Genomic DNA, 12326 nt, shown 5'->3' on the forward strand with positions numbered 1-12326 from the left:
GAATCTGATGTGTCGTCACATCGCTTATCTGGGACCGGAGACACCGATCGGCGAGGTCATCCTGCGCCCGCCGCACGGGCTGTTCCGGCAGTCGTGGGCACCGCGCCGGCAGCGGTACGGCACCGTCAACGCCGACGGCTTCGGCGTCGGCTGGTACGCCCCCGGCGACCCGGTGCCCGCCCGCTACCGCAGGTCCGGACCCATCTGGGCGGACCAGTCGTTCGCCGACCTGGCCCGGGTGGTCCGCACCGGCGCCGTGCTCGCGGCCGTCCGGGACGCCACCGAGGCCGGGGCGGACGGGGAGGCCGCGGCGGCGCCGTTCGCCGACGGGCCCTGGCTGTTCAGCCACAACGGCGCCCTCACGGACTGGCCCGGCTCGGCGGCCCCGCTCGCCGCCGGACTGCCCACGGTGGAACTGCTGACCCTGGAGGCCCGCTGCGACTCGGCGCTGGTCTGGGCGCTGATCCGCAGCCGGCTGCGCTCCGGTGACGAACCGGGCCAGGCCCTCGCCGACACCACCACCGCGCTCGCCGAGGCCGCCCCCGGCTCCCGGCTCAACTTCCTGCTCACCGACGGGGTGTCGATCGCCGCCACCGCCTGGGGCGACACCCTCTGGTACCTGCACGACCCCGCCCGGCGCTCCGTGGCCGTCGCCTCCGAGCCGTACGACGACGACCCCCGCTGGACGGACGTCCCCGACCGGACCCTTCTCACCGCCACCCGCACCGATGTCCTCCTGACCCCGCTCAAGGAGCCGAGCCGTTGAGTCCGTTCGCCGTCACCCGCACCCTGCCCGCCGACGCCACCACCGCCGCCCTCCGCTCCGATGTGGAGCGGGGGCTGACCGCCACACCGAAGCAGCTGCCGCCCAAGTGGTTCTACGACGCCCGCGGCAGCGAGCTGTTCGAGGAGATCACCCGGCTGCCCGAGTACTACCCGACCCGCGCCGAGCGGGAGATCCTGATCGACCGGGCCGCCGACATCGCCGCCGCGACCGGCGCCCGCACCCTCGTCGAGCTCGGCTCCGGCTCGTCCGAGAAGACCCGGCACCTGCTCGACGCCCTCACCGGGCTGCGGACGTATGTGCCCGTGGACGTCAGCGAGTCGGCGCTCACCCTGGCCGGCCGGGCGCTGCTGGAGGAGCGCCCCGGGCTCACCGTGCACGCCCTGGTCGCCGACTTCCAGCACGGCCTGGAGCTCCCGGAGAGCCCCGGACCCCGGCTGGTGGCCTTCCTCGGCGGCACCCTGGGCAACCTGCTGCCCGCCGAACGCGCCGCGTTCCTCGGCTCGGTCCGGGAGTTCCTCTCCCCCGGCGACGCCCTGCTGCTCGGCACCGACCTGGTCAAGGACGAGGCGACGCTGGTCGCGGCGTACGACGACGCGGCCGGGGTCACGGCGGCCTTCAACAAGAACGTGCTGTCCGTCCTCGACCGCGAACTGGGCGCCGACTTCGACCCCGACGCCTTCGACCACGTCGCCGTCTGGGACGCCGACCACGAGTGGATCGAGATGCGGCTGCGCGCCCGCACCGCGCTGACCGCGAAGATCCCGGCGCTGGACCTGGCGGTCACCTTCGCGGCGGGCGAGGAGCTGCGGACCGAGATCTCGGCCAAGTTCCGCCAGGAGACCGTGCGGGAGGAGCTGGCGGCGGCCGGCCTGGCGCTGCGCCACTGGTGGACGGACACGGCGGGCCGGTTCGCGCTGTCGCTGGCCTTCCCGGAGGACTGAGGGCTTCCCGCGGCATCTGTGGGCCTACCCACGGATCCGAACGGCCCCGCCAGTCTCCCGGCGACTCCGGAGTCCGACGGGCGGGCCGTGGCTCCCCTGTGGTGCCACGGCCCGCCCGTCGAACCGCCAGCGCCTGCTTCCGACCCCGAGCCCGGTCAACTAGCTTGCCCTCAGCGCGGGTTGCTCGTGATGCAGGACTCTGTTGGGGGAGGACGGATGGGACGGGGACCCTTATGGCGCATGGCGGTCCGCACTGCGCTCGCGGGAGTTGTGGTCACCGCGACGGGGTGCACGAACGGTGCGGACGGTCCATCGAGACACAACATGTCGCCCCGTGCGCGAAGCTACTTGTCGGAGGCGCTGACCCTGATGGAGAAGCATTCCCTCGTCCGCCGCAGGGTCGACTGGGCGGACCTGCGAAGTCGTGCGTTTTCCCAGGCCCGCGGCGCACGGAGGCCGGCGGACACCTACGGGGCGATCCATTCGGCACTGCGTTCCCTGGACGACGGGCACAGCTACTTCTGGACGCCGGAGCAGGCCGAGGAGAAGCTGGGATCCTCCCCCGCTTCGTTCCACGGCCTGCGGGGCCGCCCTCTGAAAGGCGGTATCGGCTACGTCTCCCTCCCCGGGGCAGAGGGCTCGCAGAAGGCGTACGACCGGTATGTACAACAGGGCCGGGATGCCGTGGCGAAGGCGGACCGGTCCGGACCCTGCGGCTGGGTGGTGGATCTCCGGGCGAACAATGGGGGCTCCATGTGGCCGATGCTCGCCGTCGTAGGGCCCCTCCTGGGCGACGGCACGGCAGGCATGCTCGTGGACGCCGACGGCAACCGGTCCGTGTGGTCGATCAAGCACGGCAGCCCGTACCGGGACGGCAAGCCGGCCGGTTGGGGCGACAGCCGGCCGCTCGCCAGGAGCGCCCCACCGGTCGCGGTCCTGACGGGCAGCAGGACGGCCAGTGCGGCGGAAGCCGTCGTGGTGTCCTTCCGAGCCTCACTCCCGCGTCCGCGTCCCCGCGTCGGCAAGGTCGCCTCGGAAGATCCGGTCCAGGTGGCGGTTCAGAACCGTGGCAGCCTCCTCCGGACTGCGCTGGCCGACAAGGATGCTGGTACCGAGTCCTGCAGACATGGCGAGCAGGCTGACGGCTTCCAGCCGCGCATCCACACCAGGCCCGATGAGATCGCTCTCCTCTGCCTGTCGGAGGAGTTCGACAAGGGCACCCTCAGCGGCGTCAGGGTTCTTGATGAAGGGCTGGGCCGCGAGCACCTGGTCAGTGACGGACAGAACAGCGTATGAGGTGTAGACGAGGTGGAAGGTGCGGCTCTCCTCGTCGGTCGGCAATGCCGCCATCAGCATCGCTTCGATCATCGCGCGCGGTCCCGGATGGCGGCCGGCGGCCCGAAGCCGGGCGGTGACCCGCTCCCCGAATCTCTCGGCCAGGTGCTGCAGGCCGTGGATCAGCAGCTTCTCCTTGGTCTCGAAGTAGTACTGCACCAGCCGCAGCGAGACGTCCGCCTCCGCTGCCACATCGCGCATACCCACGGCATGCAGCCCTCGCCGCGCCGCCACCCGAAGGAGCGCGTCGGCGATCTCGGTGCGCCGTTCTGTGTGGTCCACACGCTTGGGCATCGACCGCCCCTCCGCTCACTGTCCCGACTGGACAGGTTCGCCCCGTCCAACTTGATGATACAGCCGTACCACCAACGTGGTACGTTCGTACCACGAAGAGTCGACACCCGGAGGTGGCCGTGTTCCGGACCGCGCCCCGCACCCAGGCCCATGTCGGCCGCTACGTGAGCGACACCTGGCGCGACCGCTACTTCGCGGCCTGCGATGCGGTCTACGCACTGGGAGCGCCAACGCACGCGGAAACGGACGTGGAGACGTCCTTCGGCACCACGCACGTCTACCAGTACGGCCCCACAGACCCGGCCGCCCGGTCACGCACCCCCATCGTCCTGGTACACGGAGCAGGCTCCTGCTCTGCCATGTGGTACCCGAACAGCCCCGCCCTCAGCGCCGCCCGCCCGGTCTACGCGATCGACACCCCAGGGGACCCCGGCCGCAGCGTCCAGCGCGAACCCATTCATCAACCCGAACGCGCCGCGCAGTGGCTGGACGAGACACTCGCCGAACTCGGGCTCGAACGCGTGCACCTGGTCGGCTCCTCCTACGGCGGATGGCTCGCCCTCAACCAAGCGCACCGCAGACCCGCCCGCCTCGCCTCGGTCACACTGCTCGACCCCGGCGGCCTGGAGAAAGTAGGGGTGCGCTTCTTCGTCTGGATCTTCGTCAGCCTGTTCGCGACTTTCGCACCCAAGGCGCTACGCCCACGCCTGGCAGCGTGGCTGGAACAGCCGGTCCTCAACGTGCCGGAGCTGCGCACCATGAGCAGGCTGGGCGTTCGCGCCTACCGCATTCGCCGCCCCGCCCCACTGCCGCTGTCCGAGGACGAACTGTCCGCCATCCACACCCCGCTGTACTTGGCGCTCGGCAAGCGAAGCCTCCTCGTGCACCCGTACAGGCAAGTCGAGCGTGTCCCACGCCTGATACCAGGCACCCGAGCCGAAATCATCTCCGACACCGGCCACGGACCCCAGATCGACCACCCGGACGAGATCGACCGCCGCATGCTGAGCTTCATGGACTCCATCGACTGACGACCCCGTCTCCGGCAGACCGAGGGACAGCTCTCATGGCTGCCGGACCTCTCTCATGGCTGCCGGACCTCCGACGCGAACACCGTTCATCCGGGCGGCCGATGAGAGGGTGATTCGCCCCCGCGTCGCGTCAGGCGGGGCGCGAGAGCCGGTCGTGCCGAGCTCCGGGCCCCGGCATCAGGACATGCCTCAGGCGCCCGGCCCGGCCACCTTCACCCCGTCCACCACGATGTCGGCGACGGTGTCGTAGAAGCACAGGTGGTCCTTGATCGCGGCGACCTCCGCGAGCGGGTCCGGGTAGGCCCACACCACGTCCTCGCGGAGCTCGCCCGTGCCGTCCCGGTAGGACCAGTACGCGGCATCGCCCTTGAACGGGCAGTGGGTGGTGGAGACCGTGGCCTCCAGACGGTCCGTGGCCACGTCCGCCGGGGGCAGGTAGTAGCGGACCGGCAGGCCCGTCTCGTGCACCAGCACCGGACGGCGGGACTCGGCGACGACCTGGCCCCCGATCTCGACCCGGACGTGCTGCGCCCCGGGAACGGCTTCGACGGTGTGCTTGCGGTGGGGCACGATGCGCTCCTTCGCTGCCGACTGTGTCCATGCGCAGGCTGCGTGCTGCGCACACGCTGTGTGCTGCCCGCGGTGCACGAGCGGACGCTCACCCGGCGCTTCTGCCGTCGGGCGTCGTTCACCCTGGGTGCTCCCTCTCGGGCGCCGTTCACCTGCAGTCCACGGTGCCGACACCCTTGTCCGGCGAACGGCCGGACGCCGCATCCGGCGGCGTGCCGTGGCTCTGCCTACGTCAACACCCGGTCCGGCCCGCTGATTCCTGCCCGCCCGTCCGTGACTCGCACGTCCGCAACTCGCCTGTCCGCGACCTCGCCCGGATGGAGATCGCCCGGGTGCGGATCCCCCGGTACACCCCAGTCTCCGCGCAGGCCCTCCGCCACCCCGCGGACCGCCGTGTGGGCGGCACGGGCCAGGGCGCGGCGGTCGGGGTACGCACCGGCGGGTATCCGCGGCAGCAGGACCAGCTCGGCGACCAGTCCACGCGAGCGGGCGACCCGGCGCACCGAGGTGAGCAGGGTGTCCTCGCCGATGAACGCGGGGACGGCCGTGGGCGAGCGGTCCAGCAGCCGGTAGCGGACGGCGACCGGCTGCACGGGCGCGGACGCGTCGAGAGCGGCCTGGAACACGGCGTTCCGGAAGCGTCCGTGGCGGCGCCCGCACCAGGTACTGCCCTCGGGGAAGGCCACCACGGTGCGGCCGGTCCGCAGCACCGAGGCGATCTCGCCGACCGTGCCGGGAAGGGCCCGCAGCCGGGCCCGGTCCACGAAGAGCGTGCCGCCGCGGGCGGCGAGCCGGCCGAGGACCGGGTAGTGCGCGATCTCCGCCTTGGCCAGCATCCGGCCGGGGCGGGCGGCGGCGATGAGAGGGATGTCCAGCCAGGAGACGTGGTTGGCGACGACGAGGGCCCCGGCGGCCGTCCGTTCGGCGTCACCGCCGGTGATCCGGACCCGTACGCCGAGGGCCGCGACCAGGGCGCGGGACCAGCGGGCGGTGAGCCGGTCGCGGAGCCCCGCGGGGAACGCGCCGGCGACGGGCGACAGGAGGACTCCGCACATCATCACGGAGAGCAGCGCCGCGTACCGGACCGCCCGGCGCGGCCCCGCCACGGTGGGCGCGGGGCCGGCCAGGCAGCGCGGGGCCGTACAGGGGGCGCTGGGCAGCCAGACGCTCATGCCGCCGGGGCGAGCGAGAGGAAGTGGCGCAGGTAGCGCGGGTCGGTGCGCTTCAGGGAGAGCAGGACGTACAGGTCCGCGACGTTGAAGTCGGGGTCGTGGGCGGGCTCCCCGCAGACCCAGGCGCCGAGCCGGAGGTAGCCGCGCAGCAGCGGCGGCAGCGGGGCGCGGCCGGTGGGGGCGACGCCGGTGGGCTGCCACGGCAGGCGCGGCTCGACCCGGTACTCCGGCGGCGCGAGGTGCTTGGCGGAGACCGCGTCCCAGACGCCGGCGGCGAGGGCTCCGCCGTCGGTGAGCGGTATGGAGCAGCAGCCGGCGAGCCACTCGTGCCCGCGCTCCGTCAGGTAGCGGGCGATCCCGGCCCACATCAGCGAGATGACCGCGCCGTCGCGGTGGGCGGGGTGGACACAGGAGCGGCCGACCTCGACCAGGTCGTGCCGGAGCCCGGCCTGCCGGCCGAGGTCGAACTCGCCCTCGGCGTAGAGCCGCCCGGCGACCGCGGCCCGGTCGGGCGGCAGCAGCCGGTAGGTGCCGACGACGAGGCCGGTGCTCTCCTCGCGGACGAGGAGGTGGTCGCAGTAGGCGTCGAAGGAGTCGATGTCCAGGCCGGGCTCGGTGGTGGCGAGCAGCGCGCCCATCTCCCCGGCGAACACCTCGTGCCGGAGGTGCTGTGCGGCCCGGACGTCTTGTGCGTCGCGGGCGAGGGAGACGGTGTAGCGGGGGCGGACGGCGGCCCGCCGCGGAGCGGGGGCGAGCGGAGGCGAAATCGTCATGCCTCCTGTGTGGCGGCGCGGGCTGGCCGTGACGTGGCCGTTTCGCGGAGCGCGGGTGTGCGGCGGCTGAATGCTGGGGGCACCCGCCTCGCGGGCCGTCCCGGGCTGGGGCACGGTGGGAGGAACGACCGCATCGTCCCGTCGGCAGGGAGGGCGCCATGTCCGATCACACCTACCGGGTGACCGAAATCGTCGGATCCTCGCACGAGGGAGTCGATGCCGCAATTCGGAACGGAATCCGACGCGCCGCGCGGACGCTGCGCAAACTGGACTGGTTCGAGGTCACACAGATCCGCGGACACATCGAAGAGGGCGGTATCGAGCACTTCCAGGTCGGCCTGAAGGTGGGTTTCCGGCTGGAGGACGCCGACGGACCGGACTCCTGAGATCCTGCCGGGACGTACGCGTCCGTTCGGGGGCACCGTCGCACGGGCGGCGCAATCCAACGGGCATATAAGGATTAAAACGGGCAAGCTGGGAATAGAGTGGCGGCGGATCGCTGTTCGCCACGTTCCTCAAGGGGAGGACTCCCGTGCCCGTAAGCCTGGATCAGTTGCGCCGATGCACGGTCGCCGTCGACCTCGGGGCGGCGCGGACGAGGGTGTACGTGAAGGACACCGGTCTGGTCGTCGACGAGCCGAGCGTGGCTGCCGTGAACACCCGCAGCGGGGCGCTCCTCGCCGTCGGTGAACTCGCGGAGCGGATGAGCGGCCGGACCCCCGATCACATCCGGGTGTGCCGCCCCATCTCCGGCGGCACCGTGGTGGACATCGACATGGCGCAGCGCATGCTCCGTCAGCTCATCGGCGGCAAGCTCCGCAAGGCGTGGCGACGCAGGCCGACGCTGCGGATCGCGGCCTGCACCCCGCACGACAGCGAGCCGCTGACGCAGCGCGCCGCCGTGGAGACCCTCACCGCGCTCGGCGCCCGCCGGGTGGAGCTGGCGGACACCCTGGTCTGCGCGGCCGTCGGCTGCGGGCTCCCCGTGGAACAGCCCGAGGCGACGATGATCGTGGTGTGCGGCGCCGCGACCTCGCAGGTCGCGGTGCTCTCGCTGGGCTCGATCGTCTCCGCCGAGACCATCCCGGTCGGCGGCAACTCCATCGACCACGCGGTCGTCGAGCATCTGCGCAACGAGCACGAGTTGATGCTGCCGAGCCCGGCGGTGCGTCCGCTGCACCTCGTCCTGGGCTCGGTGGAGGAGACGCAGACCGAGGTGCACGGCCGGGACGTCACCACGGGGCTCGCCCGCTCGGTGGTGGTGGACACCGAGGACCTGCGGCGGGTCATCTCCACCCCGCTGACGGGTGTGCTGGACGGCATCCGGACGGTGCTGCGGCGCTGCCCGCCGGACCTGGTCGCCGACCTGTCCGACCGGGGCATCATGCTGGCCGGCGGCAGCGCGCTGCTGCCGGGGCTGGACACCATGCTGAGCCGGGCGACCGGCATGCCCGCGCACACCGCCGAGCGGCCCGACACCTGTGCGGTGCGCGGGCTGGGCGCGATGCTGGAGGGCAAGGTCCGGCCGCTGCACCTGGATCCGCTGGCGAGCTGAGCCGGCGCGGGGCTCCGCGAAGCGCCGGGGGCGGGCACGTGTTCCGTACCCGCCCCCGGCGCCTCTCAGGTCCTGCCCTCCCGCTCCTGCGCATCGCGCAGTGCGGCCGACGGCGTGGCCCAACGGGCCCGCACCACCCGGAATCCGGCGCGTTCGCAGGCGTCGCAGACCAGTTCGTCGTCGTCCACGAACATCCGGATCTCCCGGCCGCGGGCGAGCCGCCGCAGGATCTCCGGTTTGACGTAGCGGGCCGGGCGCCGGTCGCTGTTGCTCCGCATCAGCAGCCGTCCGTCCGGCAGGCCGTGCGCGGCCAGCCAGTCCAGGGTGTCGCGGCGGCAGCGCTCGGGGCGGCCGGTCACGTACACCACCTCGCACTCGGCCGCGCTGCTCAGCGCGAGTTCGACGCCCTCGCCGAGCGGCGGGTCCTGCGGGGCCGCGGCGAAGAAGCCGTCCCAGTCGCGCGGGCGGCGCTGAAGGAAGTGCTGACGGTGGGCGGTGCCGGCCAGCGTGCCGTCCAGGTCGAAGACGGCGAGCGGCCGGGGTCCGCCGGTCACGAGGCGTCCGCCAGGGACAGCGCGTGCAGCCGCTCCGGCGGTCCGGGGCGGGCGTAGTACCAGCCCTGGGCGGTGTCGCAGCCGAGGATCCGCAGATGCTCGGCCTGGGTTCCGGTCTCCACGCCTTCCACCGTAACCGCGAGGTCGAGGGTGTGGGCGAGCGAGACCACCCCCTCCACGATCTTGATGTCGATCGGGTCGGCCGGGTCCTGCTGCATGCCCCGAGTGAACGAACGGTCCAGTTTGAGCGTACTCACCGGCATACGGCGCAGATTGGAGAGATTGGAGTAGCCCGTGCCGAAGTCGTCCAGCGCGATGTCCACGCCCAGGTCGGCGAGTTGCCGCAGCGGCTTCAGCAGCGACTCGTCGGCGCCGATCAGCGCGGACTCGGTCACCTCGAGGCACAGACCGCTGGGGTCGAGCCCGGCGTCCTTGAGCACGTCCACCGTGTCCCGGACCAGGCCCGGGTGCCGGAGCTGGAACGGCGAGAGGTTGACGTTGACCCGCAGCGGCTCCCGGCTCGCGCCGAACTGCCAGTCGCGGGCCTGCCGTACGGCCTCCTCCAGCACCCAGCGGCCCAGCGGCACGATCAGCCCGGTGTCCTCGGCCAGCGGGATGAACTGGTCGGGGCCGAGGATCCCGCACCGCGGATGGCACCAGCGCACCAGGGCCTCCGCACCGTGCACGGTGCCGTCACTGAGCCGGACGAGCGGCTGGTACTCGATGAAGAACTCGCCGCGCTCCAGGGCCATCGGAAGGCTGGTGGTCAGCGCATGCCGGGTGATGGCCACGACCTCGGCCTCGGGATCGGCGTGCTCGTAGCGGTTGCCGCCGGCGGCCTTGGCCCGGTACATGGTGATGTCCGCGCTGCGCAGCACCTCCGCCGGGCCCAGTTCCCCCGCGGGCCCGTCGACGATGCCGATGCTGCCCCGGACCGGGAGCTCGCGGCCGTCCAGCGTGACCGGTTCGGCGAGCGCGCACAGGATCCGGCGGGCGAGGGCGGTCACGTCCTCCTGCGTCGCCGGGTCCTGGATGAGCGCCACGAACTCGTCGCCGCCGATCCGGGCGATCAGCTGGTCCTCGGAGGTCAGGCAGGTCTGCAGCCGGTCGGCCACGGCCACCAGCAGCTGGTCTCCGACGGCGTGTCCGAGGCTGTCGTTGACCGCCTTGAACCCGTCGAGGTCGAGGTAGCACAGCCCGAAGCGGGCGGTGCCGTCCCGGGTGCCGAGCGCCGCCTCCAGGCGCTCGAAGAACAGCGTCCGGTTGGGCAGCCCGGTCAGCGCGTCATGCGTCGCCTCGTACCGCAACCGCTCGTGCAGCAGCCGCCGTTCGGTGATGTCCTCCATCAGCGCGAGCATGTACTGCGGGTCGCCCGCGGCGTCCCGCAGCAGCGAGACCGTGAGGTCGGTCCAGAGCACGGTCCCGTCGGTGCGGTAGTACGGCTTGTCGATGCGGTAGTGGTCGCGCTCGCCCTGGGCCACCTCGCGCTGCAGGTTCCAGACGCCCGGTGTGTCGTCCGGGTGCGACCACTCGCTGACCCGGCGGCCGCGGAGATGGTTCTCCAGGCCGCCGCCGAGCATCCGCAGCAGCGCGTCGTTGACATCGAGGATGTTCCCCTCCATGTCCGAGATCCCGATGCCCACGGTGGCGCCCTCGAAGACCGCCCGGAACCGCGCCTCACTGGTGTGCAGCGCCTTCTCGGCCTCGGCCTGCGCACGCAGCGCGGCCCGGGACATGGCCTCCTGCTCACCGAGCGTGCGCTCGCGCAGGGCCTGCGCGAAACCGGCGGCGATGGAGTGCTGCAGCCGCACGCTCCGGGCCCGGCTCTCCTCCGCCGGCAGCGTCTCGCAGGGCAGGCAGTAGAGCACCAGGTAGGCGTCGACCACCCCCAGCGACCGGGGCAGCGACCCGGGGTCGGTGCAGTGTGCGGCGACCAGGGCCTCCCCCACCCCCACACCCGGGTTCGGGTCGAACGGCCGCGCGGCGAGCGCGTCCCGGAGCCGCCGCGCCAGCGGTACGAGGAATTCCTCGAACTCGGCCCGCGTCATCGAGGTGGCCGTGGCCGGGTAGATGGCCCGGCTCCATATCCGCGCGAAGCGCCGCAGGCGGCTCTCCGGTCCGTCGGCGTCCGGACCGTCGCGTTCGGGATGCCCGGTTTCCCCGGGGGGTCTGGTCACGCCTTGTACCCCACGCCGGCAAAGCCGGTGAAGACCACCGGATCCTCGTGCTCGGGCGGGGTGTCCGGACGCCAGTCCGGCATCGCGACCAGACCGGGGTCGGCGAAGGTGAAGCCGTCGAAGAACCGCTCGACCTGCGCGCGCGACCGCATGATCAGCTGAGAGCTCGCTTTCCGGTACACCTGTTCCACCCTTTCGCCCTGCTCGGAGGATGTGGGCCCGCCCTCGGTCGAGGCGTGGGTCAGCACCAGGACGCTGCCCGGGGCGAGGGCGTCCCGGAGTTCGGCGACCGCCGCCCACGGCTCGTCCTCGTCGACGAGGAAGTGCAGTACGGCCACCAGCAGCAGCGCGACCGGGCGGTCGGGGTCCAGCAGCCCGCCCGACGCGACGCTGTCCAGGATGGTCCGCGGCTTGCGCAGATCGGCCGCGATGACGGAGGCGTGCGGGTTGCCCTCCAGGACGGCGCGGCTGTGCGCGACGGCGACCGGGTCGTTGTCGACGTAGACGACCCGGGCCCCGGGGCCGGCGTCCTGCGCGACCTCGTGGACGTTGCCGAACGTGGGTATGCCGGAGCCTATGTCGAGGAACTGGGTGATGCCGCGGTCCACCGCGTAGCGCACCGCGCGGCGCATGAAGGCCCGGTTCGCTTGCATGATCTTGGGCAGCCCCGGCATGATCTCGATCGCCCTGCGGGCGGCTTCCCGGTCGACCTCGAAGTTGTGCGAGCCCCCCAAGTAGTAGTCGTAGATACGGGAAACGCTCGGCACGGAAAGGTCGATGCCCTGCGGGGCCCAGGAGGGGCGCTCCATCTGAGTCTCCAGCTGTCAGCCATGGTTGGTCCGGCCATGTTCATGCCGCTGTCCACCTGAGGCTACTGAACCGCCCGTCAACAGCGGAACCTCAAACGGAAATCTTCGGTCCGTTCTCGTCACAGACCGCAGGCAAGTGCGCCGGGCGCGCACGTGGTGTTGCGCCGGGCGCACGGGGCGCGCAGCCCGGGACGCCGCCCCCCGAGTCCCGGCATCGGCCGTGCGAGGCCCGGCGGAACGCGGCTGAACTCCAACTCCGATGTCTCGTCGTCGAGTTCATCGGTTGAACGCTCAACACGCTTTCTTCTCAGTGGAGTTCATGTGCCGT

At 72.2% G+C, this 12326-nt stretch carries 12 protein-coding genes and 1 pseudogene; 6 read left to right on the forward strand and 7 right to left on the reverse strand.

What is annotated here, in order from left to right; all coding sequences use genetic code 11:
• The first annotated feature begins 7 nt into the window (after positions 1 to 7).
• From egtC to ACFYYR_RS20575, 3 genes and pseudogenes are all read left to right on the forward strand, one after another.
• Entirely contained in the window at positions 8 to 766 is a 759-nt protein-coding gene (gene egtC / locus ACFYYR_RS20565; RefSeq protein WP_388855170.1) for an ergothioneine biosynthesis protein EgtC, read from the forward strand.
• Positions 763 to 1728, forward strand: a complete 966-nt coding sequence (gene egtD, locus ACFYYR_RS20570; protein ID WP_388855173.1) for an L-histidine N(alpha)-methyltransferase — start codon at positions 763 to 765, stop codon at positions 1726 to 1728. The genes egtC and egtD overlap by 4 nt, the downstream gene beginning before the upstream one ends.
• A 369-nt stretch (positions 1729 to 2097) precedes the next feature.
• Positions 2098 to 2709: pseudogene (locus tag ACFYYR_RS20575) on the forward strand (S41 family peptidase); the annotation flags it as partial.
• Positions 2710 to 2721: 12 nt separating this feature from the next.
• Here the strand turns inward: ACFYYR_RS20575 and ACFYYR_RS20580 are convergent.
• Entirely contained in the window at positions 2722 to 3357 is a 636-nt protein-coding gene (locus tag ACFYYR_RS20580) for a TetR/AcrR family transcriptional regulator (RefSeq protein ID WP_388855176.1), read from the reverse strand.
• Between the two features lie 119 nt (positions 3358 to 3476).
• Here ACFYYR_RS20580 and ACFYYR_RS20585 point away from each other — a divergent pair, with 119 nt between their 5' ends.
• Positions 3477 to 4388, forward strand: a complete 912-nt coding sequence (locus tag ACFYYR_RS20585) for an alpha/beta fold hydrolase (RefSeq protein ID WP_388855179.1) — start codon at positions 3477 to 3479, stop codon at positions 4386 to 4388.
• A 189-nt stretch (positions 4389 to 4577) separates the two neighbouring features.
• Here the strand turns inward: ACFYYR_RS20585 and ACFYYR_RS20590 are convergent, their stop codons facing one another.
• From ACFYYR_RS20590 to ACFYYR_RS20600, 3 genes are all read right to left on the reverse strand, one after another.
• Positions 4578 to 4961: a DUF427 domain-containing protein gene (locus tag ACFYYR_RS20590; RefSeq protein WP_388855445.1), complete on the reverse strand. Its 384-nt coding sequence runs from the start codon at positions 4959 to 4961 to the stop codon at positions 4578 to 4580.
• Positions 4962 to 5185: 224 nt separating this feature from the next.
• Positions 5186 to 6130, reverse strand: coding sequence for a lysophospholipid acyltransferase family protein (locus ACFYYR_RS20595; RefSeq protein ID WP_388855182.1), 945 nt, complete (start codon positions 6128 to 6130; stop codon positions 5186 to 5188).
• Positions 6127 to 6903 carry a GNAT family N-acetyltransferase gene (locus ACFYYR_RS20600; protein ID WP_388855185.1) on the reverse strand — a complete coding sequence of 259 codons (777 nt, stop codon included), beginning with the start codon at positions 6901 to 6903 and terminating at the stop codon, positions 6127 to 6129. Before ACFYYR_RS20600 ends, ACFYYR_RS20595 begins: the two co-directional genes overlap by 4 nt.
• Positions 6904 to 7061: 158 nt before the next feature.
• On the opposite strand from ACFYYR_RS20600, the gene ACFYYR_RS20605 reads away from it, so the two are divergent.
• The gene (locus ACFYYR_RS20605; protein WP_388855187.1) at positions 7062 to 7289 is read left to right on the forward strand and encodes a dodecin; all 228 of its coding nucleotides are present in this window, start codon (positions 7062 to 7064) and stop codon (positions 7287 to 7289) included.
• A gap of 146 nt (positions 7290 to 7435) precedes the next feature.
• Positions 7436 to 8458, forward strand: coding sequence for a rod shape-determining protein (locus tag ACFYYR_RS20610; protein ID WP_388855189.1), 1023 nt, complete (start codon positions 7436 to 7438; stop codon positions 8456 to 8458).
• A 65-nt stretch (positions 8459 to 8523) separates the two neighbouring features.
• Here the strand turns inward: ACFYYR_RS20610 and ACFYYR_RS20615 are convergent, their stop codons facing one another.
• Genes ACFYYR_RS20615 through ACFYYR_RS20625 form a run of 3 tightly spaced genes read right to left on the reverse strand, consistent with a single transcriptional unit; the run spans position 8524 to position 11998 of the window.
• Positions 8524 to 9012 (reverse strand): hypothetical protein, encoded by a 489-nt coding sequence (locus ACFYYR_RS20615; protein WP_388855192.1) that lies wholly within the window; start codon positions 9010 to 9012, stop codon positions 8524 to 8526.
• On the reverse strand, positions 9009 to 11189 hold the full coding sequence (locus tag ACFYYR_RS20620) for a putative bifunctional diguanylate cyclase/phosphodiesterase (protein ID WP_388855195.1): 2181 nt from the start codon (positions 11187 to 11189) through the stop codon (positions 9009 to 9011). Before ACFYYR_RS20620 ends, ACFYYR_RS20615 begins: the two co-directional genes overlap by 4 nt.
• Entirely contained in the window at positions 11186 to 11998 is an 813-nt protein-coding gene (locus ACFYYR_RS20625) for an SAM-dependent methyltransferase (protein ID WP_388855198.1), read from the reverse strand. Before ACFYYR_RS20625 ends, ACFYYR_RS20620 begins: the two co-directional genes overlap by 4 nt.
• Positions 11999 to 12326 lie beyond the last annotated feature (328 nt).

This window comes from Streptomyces sp. NPDC001922 (genome assembly GCF_042891165.1).
Taxonomy (GTDB): Bacteria; Actinomycetota; Actinomycetes; order Streptomycetales; family Streptomycetaceae; genus Streptomyces.